The organism is Rugamonas sp. DEMB1, assembly GCF_029834475.1.
Lineage (GTDB): Bacteria > Pseudomonadota > Gammaproteobacteria > Burkholderiales > Burkholderiaceae_D > Rugamonas > Rugamonas rubra.
Genome location: NZ_CP122407.1, coordinates 3,347,827 through 3,369,295 on the forward strand (window position 1 = coordinate 3,347,827; position 21,469 = coordinate 3,369,295).

Annotated in this window: 18 protein-coding genes and 4 pseudogenes; 10 read left to right on the forward strand and 12 right to left on the reverse strand. The window is 68.4% G+C overall.

The genetic code is table 11. The features are described from left to right. Positions 1-28: 28 nt before the first annotated feature. From QC826_RS15125 to QC826_RS15140, 4 genes and pseudogenes are all read right to left on the reverse strand, one after another. Positions 29-832 (reverse strand): TatD family hydrolase, encoded by an 804-nt coding sequence (locus QC826_RS15125; RefSeq protein ID WP_279766323.1) that lies wholly within the window; start codon positions 830-832, stop codon positions 29-31. 2 nt (positions 833-834) lie between these two features. Continuing rightward, entirely contained in the window at positions 835-1,566 is a 732-nt protein-coding gene (lolD, locus tag QC826_RS15130; RefSeq protein WP_279766324.1) for a lipoprotein-releasing ABC transporter ATP-binding protein LolD, read from the reverse strand. After that, positions 1,559-2,825 (reverse strand): annotated as a pseudogene (locus QC826_RS15135) (lipoprotein-releasing ABC transporter permease subunit). Before QC826_RS15135 ends, lolD begins: the two are co-directional and overlap by 8 nt. Positions 2,826-2,988: 163 nt before the next feature. Continuing rightward, the gene (locus tag QC826_RS15140) at positions 2,989-3,711 is read right to left on the reverse strand and encodes a PEP-CTERM sorting domain-containing protein (RefSeq protein ID WP_279766325.1); all 723 of its coding nucleotides are present in this window, start codon (positions 3,709-3,711) and stop codon (positions 2,989-2,991) included. A 270-nt stretch (positions 3,712-3,981) separates the two neighbouring features. Here QC826_RS15140 and QC826_RS15145 point away from each other — a divergent pair, with 270 nt between their 5' ends. Both QC826_RS15145 and recJ read left to right on the forward strand, forming a co-directional pair. Then, on the forward strand, positions 3,982-5,088 hold the full coding sequence (locus QC826_RS15145; protein WP_279766326.1) for a hypothetical protein: 1,107 nt from the start codon (positions 3,982-3,984) through the stop codon (positions 5,086-5,088). Next, positions 5,085-6,780: pseudogene (gene recJ / locus QC826_RS15150) on the forward strand (single-stranded-DNA-specific exonuclease RecJ). The gene QC826_RS15145 and the pseudogene recJ overlap by 4 nt, the downstream one beginning before the upstream one ends. A gap of 38 nt (positions 6,781-6,818) precedes the next feature. Here the strand turns inward: recJ and QC826_RS15155 are convergent. From QC826_RS15155 to QC826_RS15175, 5 genes are all read right to left on the reverse strand, one after another. Then, positions 6,819-7,373, reverse strand: coding sequence for a cytochrome b (locus QC826_RS15155; protein WP_279766327.1), 555 nt, complete (start codon positions 7,371-7,373; stop codon positions 6,819-6,821). Positions 7,374-7,467: 94 nt separating this feature from the next. Continuing rightward, positions 7,468-8,778, reverse strand: coding sequence for a TolC family protein (locus tag QC826_RS15160; RefSeq protein ID WP_279766328.1), 1,311 nt, complete (start codon positions 8,776-8,778; stop codon positions 7,468-7,470). Continuing rightward, a complete protein-coding gene (locus tag QC826_RS15165) occupies positions 8,775-9,095 on the reverse strand; it encodes a DUF3240 family protein (RefSeq protein ID WP_093390089.1) in 321 nt (106 codons plus the stop codon). Before QC826_RS15165 ends, QC826_RS15160 begins: the two co-directional genes overlap by 4 nt. Further along, positions 9,082-12,177, reverse strand: coding sequence for an efflux RND transporter permease subunit (locus QC826_RS15170; protein WP_279766329.1), 3,096 nt, complete (start codon positions 12,175-12,177; stop codon positions 9,082-9,084). The genes QC826_RS15165 and QC826_RS15170 overlap by 14 nt, the downstream gene beginning before the upstream one ends. After that, on the reverse strand, positions 12,177-13,421 hold the full coding sequence (locus tag QC826_RS15175) for an efflux RND transporter periplasmic adaptor subunit (protein ID WP_279766330.1): 1,245 nt from the start codon (positions 13,419-13,421) through the stop codon (positions 12,177-12,179). The genes QC826_RS15170 and QC826_RS15175 overlap by 1 nt, the downstream gene beginning before the upstream one ends. A 184-nt stretch (positions 13,422-13,605) precedes the next feature. On the opposite strand from QC826_RS15175, the gene QC826_RS15180 reads away from it, so the two are divergent. The 6 genes and pseudogenes from QC826_RS15180 (at position 13,606) to QC826_RS15205 (ending at position 18,193) form a co-directional block, all read left to right on the forward strand. Further along, complete coding sequence (locus tag QC826_RS15180) at positions 13,606-14,289, forward strand: response regulator (RefSeq protein WP_279766331.1); 684 nt, start codon at positions 13,606-13,608, stop codon at positions 14,287-14,289. Continuing rightward, complete coding sequence (locus tag QC826_RS15185) at positions 14,286-15,704, forward strand: ATP-binding protein (RefSeq protein ID WP_279766332.1); 1,419 nt, start codon at positions 14,286-14,288, stop codon at positions 15,702-15,704. The genes QC826_RS15180 and QC826_RS15185 overlap by 4 nt, the downstream gene beginning before the upstream one ends. Before the next feature lie 23 nt (positions 15,705-15,727). Further along, positions 15,728-16,165 carry an antitoxin Xre-like helix-turn-helix domain-containing protein gene (locus QC826_RS15190; protein WP_093390084.1) on the forward strand — a complete coding sequence of 146 codons (438 nt, stop codon included), beginning with the start codon at positions 15,728-15,730 and terminating at the stop codon, positions 16,163-16,165. A 1-nt stretch (position 16,166) separates the two neighbouring features. Beyond that, positions 16,167-16,856, forward strand: coding sequence for an RES family NAD+ phosphorylase (locus tag QC826_RS15195; protein WP_279766333.1), 690 nt, complete (start codon positions 16,167-16,169; stop codon positions 16,854-16,856). Between the two features lie 47 nt (positions 16,857-16,903). Next, positions 16,904-17,224, forward strand: coding sequence for a DUF2288 domain-containing protein (locus QC826_RS15200; protein ID WP_279766334.1), 321 nt, complete (start codon positions 16,904-16,906; stop codon positions 17,222-17,224). 124 nt (positions 17,225-17,348) lie between these two features. Then, positions 17,349-18,193 (forward strand): annotated as a pseudogene (locus tag QC826_RS15205) (DUF817 domain-containing protein). A 41-nt stretch (positions 18,194-18,234) separates the two neighbouring features. Here the strand turns inward: QC826_RS15205 and QC826_RS15210 are convergent. Continuing rightward, entirely contained in the window at positions 18,235-18,564 is a 330-nt protein-coding gene (locus QC826_RS15210; RefSeq protein WP_093390080.1) for a hypothetical protein, read from the reverse strand. Positions 18,565-18,580: 16 nt separating this feature from the next. Continuing rightward, on the reverse strand, positions 18,581-18,922 hold the full coding sequence (locus QC826_RS15215) for a hypothetical protein (protein WP_279766335.1): 342 nt from the start codon (positions 18,920-18,922) through the stop codon (positions 18,581-18,583). Positions 18,923-19,093: 171 nt separating this feature from the next. On the opposite strand from QC826_RS15215, the gene QC826_RS15220 reads away from it, so the two are divergent. After that, a complete protein-coding gene (locus QC826_RS15220) occupies positions 19,094-19,342 on the forward strand; it encodes a DUF3297 family protein (protein WP_093390078.1) in 249 nt (82 codons plus the stop codon). Between the two features lie 48 nt (positions 19,343-19,390). Here QC826_RS15220 and QC826_RS15225 read toward each other — a convergent pair whose 3' ends face one another. Further along, on the reverse strand, positions 19,391-20,347 hold the full coding sequence (locus tag QC826_RS15225) for a DUF4105 domain-containing protein (protein ID WP_279766336.1): 957 nt from the start codon (positions 20,345-20,347) through the stop codon (positions 19,391-19,393). A 450-nt stretch (positions 20,348-20,797) separates the two neighbouring features. Here QC826_RS15225 and QC826_RS15230 point away from each other — a divergent pair. After that, a pseudogene (locus QC826_RS15230) lies at positions 20,798-21,301 on the forward strand (ATP-binding cassette domain-containing protein); the annotation flags it as partial. Positions 21,302-21,469: the final 168 nt, after the last annotated feature.

The window sequence follows — 21,469 nt, forward strand, 5'->3', positions numbered from 1 at the left end:
TGGAAGGTGCCGCCGCAGCGGCGCCGGGTCAGGCGCCCAGCAGGGCCGCCACGCGCGGCAGCGCGGCGCGCGCGTTGGCAGTGGTGGCGCCGGCCACCTCGGCGACGGACAGGCCGCGCAGCTCGGCCAGCACGGCGCCGATGCGGGGTATCTGGTCCGGGCTGTTGCGGCCCGGGTGGACCCAGCTCGGCGCGATGTCCGGCGCGTCCGTCTCCAGCACAATGGCCGACAGCGGCAGCTCGGTCGCCATGCGGCGGATCTGCAGCGCGCGGGTGAAGGTCATGGCCCCGCCGAAGCCAAGCTTGAAACCCAGGTCGATATAGCCCTGCGCCTGCTGGAAGCTGCCGTTGAAGGCGTGGGCGATGCCGCCGGCCGGGCGGATCTGCCGCGCGTGCTTGAGCACCACGTCCTGCGAGCGGCGCACATGCATCAGCACCGGCAGCTCGAAGTCGCGGGCGATGCGCAGCTGCTCGCGGAAGAAGTGGATCTGCTTGTCGCGCATGGCCGGCTCGCTCAGCATCGGAATGAAGAAGTCCAGCCCGATCTCGCCGATGGCCACCATGCGCCGGTCGGCCATGGCGGCGGCGACGCGCTCGCGCAGCGCCAGCAAGTCGTCCTCGCCGGCTTGCGGCACGTAGATCGGATGGATGCCCAGCGCGTAGCAGGCGTTGTCGACGCCGGCGGCCAGCCCGGCCACCACGGCGAAATTGGCCCGCTCCACCGCCGGCACCACGATCATCCCGACGCCCTCGGCGCGCGCCAGCGCGGCTTGCGCCGCCGACTCGGCGCCGAATTCATGCGCGTCCAGATGACAGTGGGTGTCGATCCACATGCTTACTCCTGGTACGGCCGCAGCCCCTCGTCGGTGAGCCGCAGGATGCGATCGCAGCGGCGCGCCAGCTCGATGTCGTGGGTGACGATGACGAAGGCGGTGCCCAGCGTGCGCGACAGCTCCAGCATCAAATCGAAGATGGTCTGCGCGGTGGCGTGGTCGAGGTTGCCGGTCGGCTCGTCGGCCAGCACGCAGGCCGGCTGCGTCACCAGCGCGCGCGCCAGGGCGACGCGCTGGCGCTCGCCGCCGGACAGCTCGCCCGGCACGTGGGTGACGCGCTTGGCCAGGTTGACCCGGGCCAGGATCTGCTGCGCCACGCTGCTCGCTTCGCTGCGTTTGACGCGGCGTATCATCAGCGGCATGGCGACGTTGTCGAGCGCGGTGAACTCCGGCAGCAAGTGGTGGAACTGGTAGACGAAGCCGAGCGAGGCGTTGCGCAGGTCGCCGCGCGCCTTCTCGTTCAGGCTGGCGAAGTCCTGGCCCAGCAGGGTGACGCTGCCGCGCGTCGGCGTGTCCAGCCCGCCGAGCAGGTGCAGCAGGGTCGACTTGCCGGAGCCGGAGGCGCCGACGATGGCGACGCGCTCGCCGCGCCGCACGTCGATGTCGATGCCGTTCAAGACCTGCACCGAGTAGCTGCCCTGGGTGAAGGTTTTGCCCAGGCCACGGCAGGACAGCACCGGGGTGCTGGTGTCGAAGGCCGCCGAGGGCTTGGTCGATGAAGTCTGATTACTCATAGCGCAGCGCCTCCGCAGGTTTGACGCGGGCGGCCCACCAGCTCGGGTAGATGGTGGCGACAAAGGCCAGCACCACGGCCACGCCGCCGATCTTGAACACGTCCGGCCAGCGCAGGTCGGACGGCACGGCGCTGATGTAGTAGATATCCTTCGACAAGAACTGCACTCCCAATAAATGTTCGATAAACGGCACGATCACGTCGACGTTGAGGGCGACCAGAACGCCGCCCGCCACGCCCAGCATGGTGCCCAAAATGCCCACCAGCGCGCCCTGGATCATGAAAATCTTCATGATCGAACGGGGCGAGGCGCCCAGCGTGCGCAGGATGGCGATGTCGGCCTGCTTGTCGGTCACCGTCATCACCAGCGTCGAGACGAGGTTGAAGGCGGCCACCGCGATGATCAAGGTGAGGATGATGAACATCATGCGCTTCTCGGTCTGTACGGCGGCGAACCAGTTGGCGTTGAGCTTGGACCAGTCGCGCATGATCAAATCGCCCGACATGCTGCGTTTCAGGTCAGTGCGCCACCTGTGGCGCGCGGTGCATGTCGACCAGGCGCAGACGCAGGCCGGACGGCGCGTCCAGGCGCAGCAGTTTTTCCGCGTCGGTGATGTGGACGAAGGCCAGCGCCGAGTCGAACTCGTTATGGCCGGCCTCGAAGATGCCGGTGACGGTGAACGAGCGCATGCGCGGCAGCACGCCGGCCGGCGTGGCCTGGCCCTGGGCCAGCGCCAGGGTGACCTTCTCGCCCAGGTTGACGTGCAGCGCGCGCGCCAACTCGATGCCCAGCACGATGTTGTAGGAACCCGGCTGCAGCGCGTTGAAGCTGCCGCGCTTGACCTGCGAGGCGACGTCGGAGACGTTCGGTTCCTGCTCCGGCAGCACGCCACGGATGATGGTCGGGCGCAGCACGTCGTCGCGCACCAGCATGCCCTGGGTTTCGACGAAGGGCGCGGCGCCCTTCACCTCGGGGTTGCGGCGCGCCTCGGCGGCGGCGGCGATCCAGTTCGGCATGGCGCCGCGCGCGTCGAAGATCTCGACGTGGGCCAGCACCGACAGCATGCGGTCGGTGACCTCCTTCTGGAAGCCGTTCATCACCGACAGCACGACGATCAGGGCCGCCACGCCCAGGCCGATGCCGGCCATGGAGATCAGCGAGATGAAGGAGATGAAGCTATTGCGGCCGCTGCGCCGGCCGGCGCGGGTGTAGCGCAGGCCGACCAGCCATTCGAACGGCAGATTCTGGATAATACTCATGGGCTCCGAAGACGGTGAAAACGTGTGAGCCCGCAGTGTGCCATATAAATAGCGTTTCATGCGCGAAACGCCGCGCGTTTGCCGCGCGCCCCCGTCCGCCCATGAAAAAGGCCCCGCAGGAGCCGTTGAGGGAAAGCGGCGCCGGCGCCGTTCCGTGGTGGACTTAGGCTTGCTGCTTGCGGCGGCGCGCGATCAGACCCATCAGGCCGATGCCGCCCAGCAGCATGGCGTAGCTCGACGGTTCCGGCACGGCCGACACGGTCATGCCGCCCAGGTAGAACTGGTCGGCCTTTTTGCCGCCGAATTCGAAGGTGAACACCGAGCCGACCAGGTTTTGTGGCAGCAGCGAGCCGGCCAGATTGTATTCAACGCCGTTCAGCAGCAGCGTGGCGTCCTTCTTCCAGGCGGTGTCGTGGCCGTCCGAGCGCAGGAAGGCGGCGTCGAGCTTGACCGGGCCGGCGAAGCTGAGCACCAGCTTTTCCTTGTTGGTGATGTTGTCGTCGCTGTTGTCGCCGCTGGTGTGGTATACGCCCAGGCCGGCGCCGATCTGCTTGGCGAAGTTGTGGCCGTTCTCGTTGTCCTGCACCACCGAGGCGGTGGTCCACTTGTTCTGCGAGAAATACTGGGCGGTCGCGGTCGCAGTGATGCCGTTGACGGTGTACTTCAGGTCGCCACCGAGGGCGGCCTTCTTGTTGTCGACGTTCGAGCTGCACAGGTCGGCGCCGGTGCAGGCAAAGTAGCCGCTGCTCGGCTCGGACGGCAGCAGGCCGGTGTTTTTACCCTTGACGTATTCCAGGTCGGAGAAGTCGAAGAAGGCGGTGGCGGCGAAGGCTGGCAGGGTGGCAAACAGCAGGGTGGAGGCGGCGACGATTTTACTAAGCTTCATGTTGTATTCCCAAATGGTTATTTTTATCGAAGCAACTCGTGCTGCCCCGCTGGTGTGGTGCCGGCGACCGCTGCATGTACCCCAGCGCTGGCCTGATCGAAAGAGATATCACTTCAATATCATCTGTTGCCGCAATTATACTTATAGTTTTAACGTGAGCCAACATTTATTGTGAAATACTAATTTTCATTTCCGTAACGAAATATTCCAAGTGCCTTTAGGACGGGCCGCTGTCTTACGTTGCGGCAGCTATATCCACTACAATGCCGCATGAAGCAAATTACCCTCGCCCTGCCCTACGCCCTGCCGCCGGCCGAACTAGCCCCCGACCTCCAACGCGCACTGAACACGCCGGCCCTGGCCGCCCTGCTGTCGCGCACGAGCGCGCGCCGCGTGCAAGCCTGCGACGCCGGCGCCCGCGTGCTGCCGCATGAATCCTGGCTGGCCGCTCAGCTGGGCCTGCGCGCCCAGCCGGCCGCGCCGGCCGACGCCGACGCCGACGCCGACGCCGACGCCGACGCCGACGCCGACGCCAGCGCGCCGCTGGCCGGCGCCGTGCTGCAGGGCTACGGCCAGCCGGCCCGGGAGGGCCACTGGTTCATCGTCCACCCCATCCACGTGCAGATGGCGCGCACCCACCTGAGCCTGGCCGACCCGCGCGCCCTCGCGCTGGCCGACGATGACGCCCGCGTCCTGTTCGAGGCGGCCCAACCCTACTTTGCCGAACTGGCCAAGGAGCTGCGCTATGGCGACGCCGGCACCTGGTTCCTGCGCGCCGACGACTGGGCCGGCCTGGCCACCAGTTCGCCCGACAGCGCCAGCAGCATGAACCTGAGCGATCTGATGCCGGAAGGGCCGAACGCGGTCGCCTTCCGCAAGCTGCAAAACGAGATCCAGATGCTGTGGTACGAGCACCCCGTCAACGAGGCGCGCCAGGCGCGCGGCCTGCCGCCGGTGAACTCCTTCTGGATCTGGGGCGGCGCCCCGGCGGCGGCCCGGCCGAAAACTGGCAGCACCGGCGCCGCCGGCGCGCTGGCGGTCAACGCCGGCCCGGCCTGGATGATGGCGCTGGCCCGGCCGGCGCTGCGCGACGTGGCCCTGGCCGAGCTGCTGCGGCAAGGCGGCGCGCAGGCCACCGTCGTTTGCGCCGCGCTGATCGAGCCCGGCATCGCCGGCGACTGGTCGCAATGGCTGGCGCGCATGCAGCAGTTGGAGCAGGACTGGTTCGCGCCGCTGCTGGCGGCGCTGCAAACGGGGCGCGTCGGCAGCGCCACGCTGATCCTCAACCACCGTGGCGCCAGCGCCGAATTCACCACCAGCAAACTCGCCCAGCGCAAGTTCTGGCACAAGCACACTCTGAAGAACCTCCTGCCATGACCCGCATCGCCACCCGCACCTACCCCTTCCGCGAATCCGAAATGCTGCGCCAGGGCGGCGTCCACCCCGTGCTGGCCCGGCTGTACGCGGCGCGCGGCCTGACCGATATGAAGGAGCCTGTCGAGCGAACTGGCGGCGATGATCCCGCCGGCCGGCCTGCTGCACATCGACGCCGCCGCCGTCTTCCTGGCCGACGCCATCGCCGCCAACAAGCGCATGTGCATCGTCGCCGACTACGACTGCGACGGCGCCACCGCCTGCGCCACCGCGCTGCGCGGCCTGCGCTCGATGGGCGCGACCATCGACTTCATCGTGCCCAACCGCTTCGAGTACGGCTACGGCCTGACGCCGGAGATCGTCGAGCTGACCGCGCGCGAGAAGTCGCCCGACATCATCATCACCGTCGACAACGGCATCGCCAGCATCGACGGCGTGGCCGAGGCCAACCGGCGCGGCATCGAGGTGGTGGTGACCGACCACCACCTGCCGGCCGACACGCTGCCGGCCGCCCGCGTCATCGTCAACCCCAACCAGCCCGAGTGCGGCTTCCCCAGCAAGCACCTGGCCGGCGTAGGCGTGGTGTTCTACGTGCTGCTGGCCCTGCGCGCCGAGCTGCGCCGGCGCGGCGTGTTCGACGCCCAGAGCCAACCCAAGCTGGACCACCTGCTCGACCTGGTGGCGCTGGGCACCGTGGCCGACGTGGTGCGGCTCGACCCTAACAACCGGATTTTGGTGGCGCAGGGCCTCAAGCGCATGCGCGCCGGCCGCATGCACGCCGGCGTGGCCGCGCTGTTCCGCGTCGCCGGGCGCGAACCGCGCACCGCCAGCCCCTTCGACCTCGGCTTCGCGCTCGGGCCGCGGCTGAACGCCGCCGGCCGCCTGCAGGACATGTCGCTGGGGATCGAGTGTTTGGTCACCGACGACGAGGGCCGCGCCTGGGCGCTGGCCCAGCAACTCAACGAGATCAACCTGAAGCGGCGCGAGATCGAGGCCGAGATGCAGGACACCGCCCTGCTCCACCTCGACGAGTTCGAGCCGGCCGCCAGCAGCACCATCTGCGTCTTCGACGCGGCCTGGCACCAGGGCGTGATCGGTATCGTCGCCTCGCGCCTGAAGGAGAAGTTCTTCCGTCCGACCATCACCTTCGCGCCCGGCGCCGACGGCTGGATCAAGGGTTCCGGCCGCTCCATCCCCGGCTTCCACCTGCGCGACGCGCTCGACCTGGTGTCCAAGCGCGCGCCCAGCCTGATCGACAAGTTCGGCGGCCACGCCATGGCGGCCGGCCTGACCATCCGCGCCGAGGCCTTCGACGCCTTCGCCGAGGCCTTCGAGGCGGTCGGCCGCGCCTGGCTCAGCGAACAGCAGCTCGAACGCGTCATCGAAACCGACGGCCCGCTCGAGGAGGCCTACTACACCACCGACTTCATCGCCCTGATGGCCGGCCAAGTGTGGGGCCAGGGCTTCGCGCCGCCGGTGTTCTGCGACGAGTTCCGCGTCGTCAGCCAGCGCATTTTGAAGGAGCGCCACCTCAAGCTGCTGCTCGAGAAGAACGGCAGCCGCTTCGACGCCATCTGGTTCGGCCATGTCGACTCGGTCGGCGAGCGCGCCCGCGTCGCCTTCCGCCTCGACGCCAACGAGTACAACGGCGTCACCAAGGTGCAGCTGCTGGTGGAGCACGCCGAGCCGGCCTGACGCCGACGGCCAATGGCCGGCTCGGCGTCGGCCGGCGTTCAGCCCATGCGCTGGAACACGCCGTCCTTGTCGACCAACAGGTGCTTCAGGCCGGCCGCGACGTGCAGCACGATCAGCGCCACCAAGACCCAGGCGATGGCGCCGTGGGCGTCGAAATACTGCTCGGCCAGGTCGTGGTCCGGCACGAACCAGCGCGGCAAGGTCAGGCCGAAGAACACCAGGCCGCGCTTGCTCAAGGCCGCGCCGATGATGCCGGTGAGCGGCATCAGCACCATGCACAGGTAGAGCAGGCCGTGGGTCAGGCCGGACAGGCGCACCTGCCACGGCGCCACGTTGCCAGGCAGCGGCGCCGGCCGGTGGCCGAAGCGCCACAGCAGGCGCGCCGCGACCAGCGCCGCCAGCACCAGGCCGAAGGACTTGTGCAGCATGAAGTAGACGGCGCTGCCGGGATCGTCCTCGATCTCCATCATGTACCAGCCCACGCCGATCAGCACGACGATCAACAGGGCCAGCAGCCAGTGCAGCAAACGGGCCGGGGCGTCGTAGCGCCAGGCTGGCGCGGTGGGGTGTAAGGACGGTTTATATTGGTTCATCTTGGTTCTCCTGGGTTGATCCATTGCCGTGGTGGCGCAGTTCGCGCCTACATGGTTCTGCCTTGGTGCTGGTGTTTTCAAATTGCAGAGTCGTTCAATCGATGGCCCAGATGGCGTGCGCGTCCAGCTGCACGCGGGCATAGGCGGCCAGCGCCTCGACCTGCGCCGTTTGCGCCGCCAACGCCGCGTCCAGCGCCTGGCGCCGGCTGCCCAGCGCGTCCATCAGCGTACATTCGCCGGCCTGGTAGGCCTTCATCATCAGCTCCGACTGGCGCCGCGCCTGCGTTTCGACCTCGCTGACAGTCTGCCATACCTGATAGCTGCGCGCGCTGTCGATCACCGCGCGTTGTGCCGCCGAGCGCACCCGCAGCCGGACCTGGTCGGCCCGTTCGCGCGCCATCGCCGCCTTCAGCGCGGCGCCGTCGCGGTCGGCGGCGCGGGCGGCGCCGGGCAGCGGTATCGACAAGGTCAGGCCGATCAGGCGCTCCTGCCCGGCCCGCTCGCGCGCCGCGCGCAGCGCCAGCGTCGGATCGGGCATGCGGTCGCTGCTCTGGCGGCTGGCGCGCAGCGTGTACAACGCCACCTCGGCCTCGGCCAGCTCGAGCTCGTGGTTGTCGTGCAGGATGCGCTCGCGCCAGTGGTCGGCGCCCTCCACCGGCGCCGGCGGCAACGGCAAACGGCTGGCGTCGGGCGCCGGCAGGCCGACGTAGTTCTGCTCCAACTGGGCCAGCGCCTGTTCCTGCCGTTGGCGCGCCTGCAGCACCAGCGCGGCGACGCGCTGGTGCTCGGTGTCGGCCTGCAGCTGCTCCAGGCGGGCGCCATCGCCGGCCAGCACCCGCTTCGCCGCGACGCGCCGCAATTGTTCCGTCACCGCCAACTGCTCGTCCAGCCGCGCCACGGCGGCCTGTTCGCGCAGCGCGTCGAACCAATCCTTCATCAGCGCGCGGCCGGCCTCGTGCCAGGCGTCGGCGTGCATCGCCTCGGCCACCAGCACGCCCTGCGCGCCGATGGCCTGGTCCTGCCCGGCCTTGCCGAACCAGCGCACGGTGCGCTCCAGCGCCAGCTCCTGCTCCTGGAAGCGCTCGCCGCCCTCGACCCTGCGCTGGTTGACGCTGGCGCGCGCCGTCCATTCGTAGGGTCCGGCTTGCAGGCGCGTCTTGTCGACGCCGGCCAGCTGGGACTGGAGGGTGCCGAGGCGCAGCTGCGGCAGGCTTTCCAGCGCGCGCCGCACCAACGGTTCCGACGGCAGCACGGCCAGCGCGCCCGACGCTGCGCTAGTGGCGGTGGAAGCGGCGGCGGGCGCGCTGGCGCCGGCGCCGGTGGTGGCTGCGGCCATCGCGCTGGGCGACTGTGACGCGCCCAGCGCCAGCAACATCGCCAGCAGCAGTTTGTTAGGCGCGCTCATGCCAGCCTCCCGAAGTCCAGCAAGGGCGCCATCCAATAGGCCACGTCGGGGTTGCGGATCTCGCCGGCCAGCTCGTCGAGCAGGCCGCGCAGGTCGGCCTGCACGCCGGCGATCAACACCAGCTTGCGCCGGCTGCGGCCCTGCACCTTCTCCATGGTCGACTGCAGCGAGGCGCCGCGCCCCATGCCTTGGGCGTCGACCACCGAAAAGCCGCCGGCCCAGGCCGGGCGCAGCAGCAGGAAGTCGAGCACGTCCTCCTCCAGCGAGACGGGAATCGCCAGCGTCAGCATGGCGTCGTATTTTTTATCGTTGCTCATGCGAGCCTCCGCTAAGGGATGGGGCGTTCGGCGCGACGCCGAAACGCCGGAACAAAATGGGCAGCAGCACCAGCGTCAGCAAGGTGGCGCTGAGCAGGCCGCCGATTACCACGATGGCCAGCGGCTTCTGGATCTCCGAGCCGGGGCCGCTGGCCAGCAGCAGCGGCACCAGCCCCAGGCCGGTGATACAGGCGGTCATCATCACCGGCCGCAGGCGGCGCAGCGCGCCCTGCGTCACCACCTCGCCCAGCGCCATGCCGCGCGCCACCAGCTGGTTGAAGCAGGTGATCATCACCAGGCCGTTCAGCACGGCGATGCCCATCAGCGCGATGAAGCCGACCGAGGCCGGCACCGACAGGTACTCGCCGCTGACGGCCAGCGCCACCACGCCGCCGATCAGCGCGAACGGGATGTTGACGAACACCAGCAGCGCCTGGCGGATGCTGTGCAACGTGCTGAACAACAGCAGGAAGATCAGCGCCAGCGCCACCGGCACCACCAGCGCCAGCCGGGCGGCGGCGCGTTGCTGGTTCTCGAACTGGCCGCCCCAGCTGACCCGGTAGCCCACCGGCAGCTTGATTTGGCGCGCCACGCCGGCCTTGGCCTCGTCGACGAAACCGACCAGGTCGCGGCCGCGCACGTTGGCGCGCACCACCACCAGCCGCGAGCCGTTCTCGCGCTCGACCTTGACCGGGCCGTCGACGTGGCGCAGGCTGGCCAGCCGCGACAGCGCGACGGCGCCGCCGTCGGCCAGCGGCAGGCGCAGCTGCTCGAACAACTCGGCCGACAATTGCAGGCTGTCGTCGCCGCGCAGCAGCAGCGGCAGGCGCCGCCCGCCCTCCACCACCACGCCGGCGACGCGGCCCTCGACCAGCGTGCGCAGGTCGGCCTGCACCTGCTCCACGCTCAGGCCCAGGCGGCCGGCGGCGACGCGGTCTACGTCGACCTGCAAATACTGCACGCCGGCGTTCTTCACCGTCAGCACGTCCTCGCTGCCGGGAATGGCCTGCAGCAGCTTGAGCACCTGCTCGGCCAAGCCGCCCAGCACCTGGTTGTCCGGCCCGTAGATCTTCACGGCCAGGTCGCCGCGCACGCCGGACAGCATCTCCGAGGTGCGCATCTCGATCGGCTGGGTGAAGCTCAGGTTAACGCCGGGGAAGCTGGCGGTGGCCACGCGCAGCGCCTCGATCAGCGCCTCCTTGTCCTTGCTGCGCCATTCGGCGCGCGGCTTGAGCACCAGGAAGGTGTCGGTCTCGTTGAGGCCCATCGGGTCCAGCCCCAGCTCGTCCGAGCCGAGCCGGGCGACGATGCGGCGCACGTCCGGCACCTGCTCGAGGATGCGGCGCTGGATCGCCTGGTCGAGCCGGGCCGACTCGGCCAGGTTCACCGAGGGCAGCTTCTCGATCTGCATGATGATGTCGCCCTCGTCGAGCGTCGGCATGAAGGACTTGCCGACGTAGAGGAACAGGCCGACCGACAGCAGCAGCGCCGCCACGGCGACAGCACCGACGCCGCGCGGGCGCAGCAGGGCCCAGTCCAGCAGGCGGGCGTAGCCGGCCTCGAGCCGGCGCACCAGCCACGGCGCCGGGCCGTGCTGGTCCTTCAGCAGCAGCGAGGCCAGCACCGGGATCACCGTCAGCGACAGCAGCAGCGACGAGGCGAGCGCGAAGATGATGGTCAGCGCCACCGGCGCGAACAGCTTGCCCTCCAGCCCCTGCAGCGACAGCAGCGGCAGGAACACGATCATAATCACCAGCATGCCGGCGGTGACCGGCACGGCCACCTCGCGCACCGCGCGGTAGATCACGTGCAGGCGCGACATGCCCGGCTGCGCGCCGGTGCCGTGCGCCTCGATGTTCTCGACCACCACCACGGCGGCGTCGACCAGCATGCCGATGGCGATCGCCAGGCCGCCCAGCGACATCAGGTTGGCGCTCAGGCCGAAGGCGTTCATCAGCACGAAGGTGCCCAACGCGGCCAGCGGCAGGATGCAGGCCACCACCAGCGCCGAGCGCAGGTTGCCGAGGAACAGATACAGCAGCACCACCACCAGCAGCGTCGCCTCGCCCAGCGCCTTGGTGACGGTGGAAACGGCGCGCTCGACCAGGTTGCCCCGGTCGTAGAAGGGGCTGATGGTGGTCCCGGCCGGCAGCGTGGGCGCCATCTCGTGCAGGCGCGCGCGGATCTGGTCGACCACCTTCTGCGCGTTGGCGCCGCGCATGGCCAGCACCAGCGCCTCGACCGCCTCGCCCTTGCCGTCCTGCGTCACCGCGCCGTAGCGGGTCAGCTGGCCGATGCGCACCGTGGCCACCTGGCCGACCGTGACCGCCACGCCGTCGCGGCTGGCCACGGCGATGGCGCGCACGTCGTCCAGCGTGTGGATGCTGCCGTCGCTGCGGATCAGCAGCGACTCCTCGCCGCTGCCCAGGCGGCCGGCGCCGTCGCTGCGGTTGTTGGCCTCCAGCGCCTGCTGCAGCTGGGCCAGCGAAACGCGCCGCGCGGCCAGCGCCGCCAAGTCGGGCACCACCTCGAAGCTTTTCACCTGGCCGCCCAGCGAGTTGACGTCGGCCACGCCGGGGATGTTGCGCAACTGCGGGCGGATGGTCCATTCGAGCAGCGTGCGCTTCTCCATCAAGCTGAGCGGCCCTTCGATGGTGAACATGAAGATCTCGCCGAGCGGCGTGGTGATCGGCGCCAGGCCACCGCTGACCGAGGCCGGCAGGTCCTCGAGCACGTTGGCCAGCCGCTCGCTGACCTGCTGGCGCGCCCAGAACACGTCGGTGCCGTCCTGGAAGTCGAGCGTGATGTCGGCGATCGCGTACTTCGACTGCGAGCGCAGCACCACCTGGCGCGGAATGCCCAGCAGCTCCTGCTCGATCGGCGCGACGATGCGCGCCTCCACCTCCTCAGGCGTCATGCCGGGCGCCTTCATGATCAGCTTGACCTGGGTGCTGGAGACGTCGGGGAAGGCGTCGATCGGCAGCTCGTTGAAGGCCTGCACGCCGGCACCTATCATCAGCACGGTCAGCACCAGCACCAGCAGGCGCTGCGACAGCGACAGCGCGATCAGTCGGGCCAACATCACTTGCCTCCCGTCGGCGCGGCAGTCTTGGCGGCGGGCTCGGTGCCGGTCTCGGCACCCAAACCGGCCCAAATGCCCTTGAGGGCGACGATGCCGCGCACCGCCACCGGCTCGCCCGCCGCCAGCGCGCCCTGCGCCCAGACCATGTCGGCGCCGGCCGCCGTGGCGCGCACCGGCACCACGGCGAAGCCCGCGCCGCGCTTAACGAAGACGAAAGTGTCCGCGCCGCGCCGCACCAGCGCTGCCGCCGGCAACGCCACGGCGCCGGCCGGCGTAGCCGTGCCAACGACACCGGGCGTGCCGGCTACGCCAGCAGTGCCGGCTACGCCTGACGCGCCACCAGCGCCGGCGGCCGCCGCCGCGCCGCGCAGCAAGCGCGCCTCGACATAGGCGTTGATTTTCAGGCAGGCGTCGCGTTCGGTCTGCTCGGCCCGCACCAGGGCGCTCTGGTTGGCGCCGTTGACCACCGGCGAAATGGCGACCACCCGCAGTTTGCCGCAGCCCTTGGCCTGCAACAGGTCGCCGACACGGATCAGCGCCAGCTGCTGGCGCGAGGCCTGCAGCTCGACCCACAGCGGGCCGTCGCGGCCGATGCGTGCCAGCTCGGCGCCCGCCTCGATCCGCTGGCCGGGGCTGACCGGCAGCTCCAGCACGGTGCCGGCGTATTGCGCCCGCACCGTCAACATTGGCGACAGCGGCCGGCCGGCGCGCAGCGTGCCGATCGCCGCCGCGTCCAGGCCGGCGGCGCGCAGCGCCTGGCGCCGCTCGTCCGCCGCCAAACCGGCCAACTGGGCGGCGCTGCGGCTCTCCTCCAAGCGCGCGGCGGCGATGATGCCGTCGCCGAACAGCGCCTCGTCGCGCGCCAGCTTGGCGCCGGCCAGGCGCGCCTGGGCCGCCAGTTGTAGATACTCGCGCTGCAGCTCCAGCCACGGCTGGCTGAACAGGGTCAACAACGGAGCGCCGGCGGCCACCCGCTGCAGGCTGGCCACGTGCACCTGCTGCACCACGCCGCCCAGCGCGCTGCTGGCCAGCGCCAGCGCGGTGCCCGGCGCCACCACGGTGCCGGCCAGGTACTGGTCGTTGCCGGCCGCCTCGGCGCCGGCGGCCGGCAACGCGGCCAACGCCGGCGTGGTGGCGATGCCGGCCCTGGCGATCTGCGCGGGATTGACGCGCAACTGCTCCGGCGCGGCCGGCGCGGCCGCCGCCGTCGTCAACAAACCTGCCAACAGCAGTAGCAGGGGCACGCGGCGCAAGCGGCGCCGGCTAAGGCAAGCGCTGTGGCAGCGGTTAAGATACGGATTGGATGGCGGCATGGCGCGGCGCTTTGCAAGAGTGGTCAATGGCGCCGATGGTGGAATCAAGACATTAAGAAGTTCTTAACAACTGCCGCCTACCATCCAATCCAATCAAACCGCCAAGGAGCCGGACGTGCGCATACTGCTGACCGAGGACGATCCCCAACTGGGACGGGCCACCCAGATCGGCCTGGAGCAGGCCGGCTACGCGGTCGACTGGGTGCAGTCGGCCGAAAGCGCGCACACGGCGGTGCGCCTGCACCGCTACGCCTGCGTGCTGCTCGACCTGGGCCTGCCCGGCCAGGACGGCATGCAGGCCTTGGAACAGCTGCGCCGCAACGGCTACGACGGCGCCATCCTGATCGTCACCGCGCGCGACCAGATCCCCGACCGCATCGCCGGCCTCGACGGCGGCGCCGACGACTTCATCATCAAGCCCTTCGACCTCGACGAGCTGGCCGCGCGCGTGCGCAGCGCCTGCCGCCGCGCCGCCGGCCGCCTGCGCGAGCAGCTGGTGCACGGCGACATCGTCATCGACGTGGCCGACCGCCAAGTGCAACAGGCCGGCCAACCGGTGCCGCTGACCAGCAAGGAGTTCAGCATCCTGCTGATGCTGGTCGAGCAGCGCGGCCGCGTGCTCAGCCGCGAGCAGCTGGAGGAAAGCCTGTACGGCTGGGGCGAGGAGGTCGAGAGCAACGCCGTTCAGGTGCACATCCACCACCTGCGCCGCAAGCTGGGCAAGGCACTGATCCGCACCGTCCACGCGGTCGGCTACAGCATCGACAAGCCGGCCGCCGACGCCGCCGGCGCCGCATGAGCGCCCGCGCCGCGCCCTGGTCGCTGCGCCGCACCCTGCTGGCCTGGCTGCTCGGCCTGACCCTGGCGCTGTGGGGCCTGAGCGCCCTCATCGTCTACTTCGAGGCCGACCGCGAAAGCCAGGAGTTGTTCGACCAGTCGCTGGCCGAGACGGCCCACCTGCTGCTGTCGCTGGCCGACCACGAGGTGCAGGAGCACGCCGCCGGCACGCCGCTGGCAATGGCCGTGCCGGACAACCGCAACCACCGCCAATACCTGCTGTTCCAGATCTGGAGCGCCGAGCCGCGCCTGCTGTACAAGAACGTCGGCGCGCCCGACGCCGCCTTCGCCCCGCCCGCCACCGCCGGCTTCGGCTGGGCCAACGTCGACGGCGCGCGCTGGCGCGTCTACACCAGCTGGAACGACAGCCACCGCCTGCAGATCCAGCTGGCCGAGCCGCTGCGCCACCGCAAGGACATCAGCAGCCGCTTCGCCTACAAGCTGCTCGGCTTCGCCCTGCTGCTGGCGGTGCTGGCCACGCTGACGATACGCTGGAGCGTCAACCGCGCCTTCCGCGCGCTGCGCCGCCTGGCCGACGAGGTGTCGCGCCGCACGCCCAACGACCTGGCCGAGGTCGGCCTGGCCGGCGCGCCCGACGAGGTGCATCCGCTGCTGCTGGCCATCAACCGCCTGTTCGAGCGGGTGCGCCGCACCATGGAACACGAGCAGCGCTTCACCGCCGACGCCGCGCACGAGCTGCGCACGCCGCTGGCGGCCATCAAGACCAATCTACAGGTGATCCAGCGCGCCCGCAGCGATGCCGAGCGCGACGAGTTCATCGGCGGCCTCGGCGTCAGCGTCGACCGCGCCGGCCGCCTGGTCGACCAGCTGCTGACATTGTCCCGTCTCGACCCGCAGTACCGCCCGGCCGACGACCTGGCCGAGCACGACCTAGCCGCCGTGCTGGCCGGCCAGCTGCCGGCCTGGCAAGCGGAAGCCGAGCGGCGCCGGGTCACCCTTCAGACCGAGCTGCAAGCGGCGCCGTGCCGCATCAGCCAGGCCGGCGTGCAGATCCTGGCGCGCAACCTGGTCGACAACGCGCTGCGCTACACGCCGGCCGGCGGCACGGTGCGGCTGTCCTGCGGCCGCGACGGCGCCCAGGTCCGCCTTTGCGTCGCCGACAACGGCCCCGGCATCGCCCCGGCCATGCGCGAGCGCGTCTTCGAGCGCTTCTTCCGCCTGGCCGACGCCAAGCAGCCCGGCAGCGGCCTGGGCCTGTCCATCGTCGAGCGCATCGCCGAGGCCCACGGCGCCAGCGTGCAACTAGGCGCGGGGCTGGACGGCGCCGGCCTGGGCGTCGAGGTGCGCTTCCCGGCCGCCGCCGCCGACGCCGCCACCACCGCGGACGTTTGCCTTCCATCCCGAAAAGGAGTATAACTATTCCACAAACGGAGGGAACCATGAACCTTGCCTACGCCTACCCCAAGAGTCGCTTCGAACCAACCGTGCTGGTGGACTTGAACGCCAAGGCCGAGCGCGAGCGCCTGTCGAAGTCCGCGCTGATCGGCTTTTTCAAGCTGGCGGCGGCCTGGAAGCTGCGTGACGACGACGCCCGCGAACTGCTCGGCGGCCTCTCCAGCAGCGCCTTCTACGAGTGGAAGAAGAACCCCGACCGGGTGCTCGAGGTCGACCGCATCACCCGCATCTCCTACCTGCTCGGCATCTACAAGGCGCTGCACATCCTGTACGGCGACCAGCTGGCCGACGAATGGATCAACCTGCCCAACAAGAACGTGATCTTCGCCGGCCGCACGCCCCTGGCCAACATGCTGGCCGGCGGCCTGCTGGCCATGCAGACCGTGCGCAAGCTGCTCGACGCCCGCCGCGGAGGACTCTGACTTGCCGCTCAGCCCGATTCCGCCGCTGACCCTGCTGCGCCAGATCGACACCTGCCGCCTGTTGCCGTCGCGCTTCGCCGACGTCGCCGACTCGGTGCTGACCCCGCTGGCCGAGGACGAGGCCCACCTGCACGACCTGTTCGACTTGGACAACGCCACCAACGAGCGCCTGCGCGCCCAGTACGGCGGCAGCGCCGGCATCGGCGTCGACGAGCTGGTGTTCGGCCTGCCCAACTTCCGCATCATCAACGCCGCCTTCACCTACGCCCGCCCCGAGGGCAGCCGCTTCAACGACGGCGAACGGGGCGCCTGGTACTGCGCCTTCGACGCCGACACCGCGTTGGCCGAGGTGATTTTCCACAAGACCGTCGAATACGCCGAAATCGACCGCTTCGACGACAGCGTGCCCTACCAGCTGATGCTGGCCGACTTTAGCGCCAGCTTCCACGACTTGCGCGGCCAGGCCCGCTTCCGCCACTGCCTGGACCCGGCCAGCTACGTCGGCTCGCAGCAGCTGGCCGGTCTGCTGCTCGACGGCGGCTCGATGGGCGTGGTGTTCCCCAGCGTGCGCCGGCCCGGCGGCACCAACCTGGCCTGCTTCCGCCCCGCGCTGGTGGGCAATGTTCGCAAAGACAAGGTGTATCGGTTAACATGGGCGGGTTCGCCGACGCCGCGCGTCGACATCGTCTGAGCGCGACCACGGCCGCGCCACCTTTTTGACCATTTTTCGATCCATTTATGCAGACCAAGCCAGAAAACGACACCGACCTCCGCCTCAAGATCAACAGCGAAACGGCGCGCCTGCCCTGGACCGAGCTGCTCAAGCACTTCGCCTCCGGCACCGTGGTGTGGGTCGCCAACAGCCTCGACCTGGTCGACGTCGCCGTGCGCATCTCGCACGACGACAAGGCCAACATCAGCCAGTGGATGGCCGCCGGCCTGCTCGGCAAGGTCACCGACCAGCAGGCCGAAGCCTGGCTGGCCGCCGACGCCGCACTGTGGGCGGCGGTGGTCCATCCCTTCATTCTGGTGCAGGAAGAAAAGCCCAAGGTCCACTAGGCCAGGGTAGCAATACCATTACCGGTATCGAAAAGGTGTGTTTAATACCCGTTTCGATATCGCCCCCCCTCACCCTGGCCGTCCGCACACTGGCTGCGCGCCGGCCCCAGTCCCGCCCCCATTCATGTTCCTGCCAGCCCTGGACCAGCATCTGCTGCGCAACATCCCCTATCCGCACCTGAGCGGATGGCAACGTTTCATCACAGAATTCCTGTATTTCGGCGTCAAGCAGGCCCGCGCCTGCCTGTTCGTCGGCCTGTTCTTCGGCGCCGTGATCCTGCTGCCGCGCACCGGCCTGTTCGGCCTGCCCCGCTACGACGCCCTGCTGATCGCCGCCGTCGGCATCCAGCTGTGGATGGTCTGGGCCGGGCTGGAGACCTGGGACGAGCTGAAGGCCGTCAGCCTGTTCCACCTGGTCGGCTTCGCGCTGGAGGTGTTCAAGGTGTCGTCCGGCATCCAGTCGTGGAGCTACCCGGACTTCGCCTACAGCAAGGTGATGGGCGTGCCGCTGTTCTCCGGCTTCATGTACGCCGCCGTCGGCAGCTACATCATCCAGGCCTGGCGCCTGCAGGCCTGCGCATCCGCCACCATCCGCCGTACTGGATGGCGATCTCGATCGCCGTGCTGATCTACGCCAACTTCTTCAGCCACCACTACATCGGCGACTACCGCTGGTATCTGGCCGCCTGCGCGCTGGGCCTGTACGCCCGCACCAGCGTGATCTTCCGCCCGCTCGACCGCGACCGCGTCATGCCGCTGCCGCTGGCCTTCGTGCTGATCGGCTTCTTCATCTGGCTGGCCGAGAACATCAGCACCTTCTGGGGCGTGTGGCGCTACCCCAACCAGCTGGGCGCCTGGTCGGCCGTGCACGTGAGCAAGTGGAGCTCCTGGTCGCTGCTGGTCATCATGACCTTCACCATCGTCGCCAACCTCAAACACATCAAGGCGCGCATCCATGTGCCTGATTGACGCGATCAAAGCAAGTTTTCGGATTATGTTGCCGACATGCTTTACTGGTTGGGACTAACCGGCTGCTGGGCCGAGGCACCCAGGCGCGTGGCCGTTTTGATAATCAGGCCTTGCAACAGGGCAGGTGAACTCACTCCGACCTGGAACGCAAGAATGGCACTCATCTTATCGCCATTGAGAATATAGACACTCGCCATCACGAATGCGAGGCCGGGCAATGCCAGCAGTAGGAAAGCGAAAGCCGCAGCATACTTCAGCCAAGGAAGCTTATCCTGCGGAGCGCGGTTGAAATGCGACGCGACATGAAAACCGAACAATACAAAGCCTCCGACAACAGCGATACACAATAGATCAACGTTGTCGCTCAGCAAGGCAATTCGTTCGGCACTAGTTGTCAATCGCTACCCTATTCGAGGAGAAGAAATCGATGAACTTTTCCTTAAAACTCGCCTCGCTGACAAAGCGCTCTTTCGTCGTCAGCAACGCGCGACCATCGTTGGCTCTAACCGGGGCGATCTTCACGGCAGATACTAGCTGCGGGTCAGTCTTTAGCGCGTCAATGACGAGGCGCGGTTCGACGTTTGCTGCAGCGGCAATGCCTGTGATGGTACGGCTACTGAACCTCTCGTCGTTGAGCGCAAGCAAAATACGCGCGCGGAGCTCAGCCGTTGTCGGCACGATGGGCGCTGTGATCATGCCATCAGGCTCTCCATTCTTTTTCGCAACCATACGCCCTCCTCGCTAGGCCTAGTCCATCAACGAGTGTACATCGGATGCCAAACTATGCAAATTCGCCGTTCAACTCCCGCACAAGCATTTGATGCCTGACAAGGATCGCAAATTCGCCAGGAAACGTTAGACCGTTGTATTGATTGGTTTTCTAGGGGATAATTGCACCCCATGAACGATACCACCACCCTCCCCCCATTGCCCGACCGCCTGTCGATCGACCCGCGCAGCCCTTTCCACCTGCCTAGCGCCTTCGAACGCGAAGTGGCCATCAAACTGAACGACAAAGAGCGTTTGGACGTCGAAGAATATTGCATCAGCGAAGGCTGGATTCGCGTGCCGGCCGGCAAGGCGCTGGACCGCAAGGGCCAACCTATGCTGATCAAACTGAAGGGCAAGGTCGAAGCCTTCTACCGCTAAGCCGTCCGCAACACCATCCTCACCACTCCGGCCCGCCGCCCTCGGGCGTCAGCGCCGGATGCTCGCCGAAAAATCCCCCGACTTGTCCGCCGCGCGTGCCTTCGCCGTGATGTGTGCCGTCTCGCGCAAATGGGCGAACTCGCCCGCACCGGCCAGCGCGCCGATGTCGAACAGATAACGATCCAGATAACCCGAGGCCAGCAAGCGCCAGTCCAGCGGCAGGCCGGGAGCTATGCGCCGCGCCATCTCGAAGACGATGGTGGTGCAGTTGGCCGTCAGCGTGTTGTAGAAGCGCGGCGCGCGCTGCAGCTCGGCGCCCTCGTCCAGATAGGCCAGGAACAGCGAACGCATCGCCGCCGGCGCCATCTTCAAGCGGTACAAGTACATGTCCTCGCCGCGCACGTTGGTGCGCACGCGCAGGATGTCGCGCTCGTCGGCCGCCACCAGCACCGTCTCGTAGCGCTTGAAAAAACCGGCCAGGGCGGAGAAGCTCTCGCCGCGCTCCTTGCGGATCTCGATGGAAAAGGTGATGTAGCGGCCGTCGTCGAAGCCGAACGACACCAGCGTGTGGGCGATGGCCGGCCCCATCCAATAGGACAGCGCCACGTCCACCGAGCGCAGCCGGTCCAGATCGTAGCTCCGCTGTTCCCAGCGCTGGGTGAAGTCGGCGTCGCCGCGCCAGTCGAAATTGCGCACCTGGTCGAGCGTGACGATGCTGCCGTCGACCTTGCCGCCGACCATGCGGGCGCCATCGGCGGCCCAGCTCCGTTGCCGCGCCGGCGCGATGGTGGCCCACCACACCAACAGCAAAGCGAACGCCAGCAACCAGGGCAACAAGGCGCGCGCGCGCCGAGCGCGCCACCAGCAGACCAGCGTCGCCACGCCGCTTGCCGCCCACACGGCCAGCACCGCCCAGCGCAGCGCCTCGCCGCCGGGCAGCTGGAACCACAAGGCCAGCGCGCCCCAGCCGGTCGACAACAACAGCAACAAGGAGGCCAGGACCATCGCCACACTGCGGAGTATGCATTTTTTCATGCGCAGATTATAGGGGCTGGACGGCCGCCGCCGGGCAAGGGCACACCGCGCTGGCGTTCACGTTAAGTTTCGTGTAACCTTGCCGCAGAACCAACCACCGCCCGGCGCACGCCATGAAAAACCAGTAAATTGCGACTCAGCTGATTGACCGACCGCCATCGTGGCAACACGCTGCGCGGCACGCGCCATGACGGCCCCGCAATCCCCCTCCCGGCAGCCCACGCTGCCACCCCGTATCGAGTAGCACCACGACGTCCGCCGCGATGGCCGGGGCCGCTTCCCGATCCGCACCACGCTTCGGCAACACCCGTTCCAGCACCTCATTCGACAGAGCCAATCCATCACGCCCGGCCATCGCCGGGCCGAGGCCTCGCAGCGGCGCGCCGACATTGCCACCGACCCGAGATTGCGCAAAAACATATGCATACCACCACCTCCATCGCCACCTACAACGCCAGCTACCGCATCGACGGCACGGCGGTCAACATCGACGACTTCACCCACACCTTCTACCAACGCAAGATCGGCATCATAGGCGACAACGGCAGCGGCAAGAGCACCCTGCTCAAGATGCTGGCCGGCCGGCTGTTGCCGCAGTCCGGCTCGGTCGCTCTGTCGGCCAGCATTTGCTACTGCCCGCAAGACCACCAGGGCTTCGACGCGGAAACGGTGGCCGGCATCCTCGGCGTGGCCGACAAGATCGCCGCGCTGCGGCGCATCGCCGCCGGCGGCCTGGCGCAAGTCGACTTCGACCTGCTCAACGACGACTGGGACGTCGAGCGCGACCTGCGCCTGCGGCTGGCGCAGTACGACCTGGCCGGGCTGGGGATGGAGCGCCCCTTCGCCGCGCTGAGCGCCGGCCAGAAAACCCGCCTGCTGCTGGTGCGCGCCATCCTCAGCAAGGCCGATTTCCTGCTGTTCGACGAGCCGACCAACAACCTCGACATCCAAGCCCGGCAGAACCTCTACGATTTCGTCGCCAGCACAGAGACGGGCCTGCTGATGGTCAGCCACGACCGCAAGCTGCTGCGCCACTGCGACGAGATCATCGAACTGAGCGGCATGGGCGTCAAGGTCTACGGCGGCGACTTC

Excerpts from the sequence above, each read along its gene's own strand:
- QC826_RS15200 (WP_279766334.1), top strand. The coding sequence starts at position 16,904 with ATGCAGACCAAGCCAGAAAACGACACCGACCTCCGCCTCAAGATCAAC.
- QC826_RS15155 (WP_279766327.1), bottom strand. The coding sequence starts at position 7,373 with ATGAACCAATATAAACCGTCCTTACACCCCACCGCGCCAGCCTGGCGC.
- lolD (WP_279766324.1), bottom strand. The coding sequence starts at position 1,566 with ATGAGTAATCAGACTTCATCGACCAAGCCCTCGGCGGCCTTCGACACC.
- QC826_RS15140 (WP_279766325.1), bottom strand. The coding sequence starts at position 3,711 with ATGAAGCTTAGTAAAATCGTCGCCGCCTCCACCCTGCTGTTTGCCACC.
- QC826_RS15225 (WP_279766336.1), bottom strand. The coding sequence starts at position 20,347 with ATGGTCCTGGCCTCCTTGTTGCTGTTGTTGTCGACCGGCTGGGGCGCG.
- QC826_RS15160 (WP_279766328.1), bottom strand. The coding sequence starts at position 8,778 with ATGAGCGCGCCTAACAAACTGCTGCTGGCGATGTTGCTGGCGCTGGGC.
- QC826_RS15165 (WP_093390089.1), bottom strand. The coding sequence starts at position 9,095 with ATGAGCAACGATAAAAAATACGACGCCATGCTGACGCTGGCGATTCCC.
- QC826_RS15215 (WP_279766335.1), bottom strand. The coding sequence starts at position 18,922 with ATGGTTGCGAAAAAGAATGGAGAGCCTGATGGCATGATCACAGCGCCC.
- QC826_RS15220 (WP_093390078.1), top strand. The coding sequence starts at position 19,094 with ATGAACGATACCACCACCCTCCCCCCATTGCCCGACCGCCTGTCGATC.
- QC826_RS15185 (WP_279766332.1), top strand. The coding sequence starts at position 14,286 with ATGAGCGCCCGCGCCGCGCCCTGGTCGCTGCGCCGCACCCTGCTGGCC.
- QC826_RS15125 (WP_279766323.1), bottom strand. The coding sequence starts at position 832 with ATGTGGATCGACACCCACTGTCATCTGGACGCGCATGAATTCGGCGCC.
- QC826_RS15190 (WP_093390084.1), top strand. The coding sequence starts at position 15,728 with ATGAACCTTGCCTACGCCTACCCCAAGAGTCGCTTCGAACCAACCGTG.
- QC826_RS15170 (WP_279766329.1), bottom strand. The coding sequence starts at position 12,177 with ATGTTGGCCCGACTGATCGCGCTGTCGCTGTCGCAGCGCCTGCTGGTG.
- QC826_RS15145 (WP_279766326.1), top strand. The coding sequence starts at position 3,982 with ATGAAGCAAATTACCCTCGCCCTGCCCTACGCCCTGCCGCCGGCCGAA.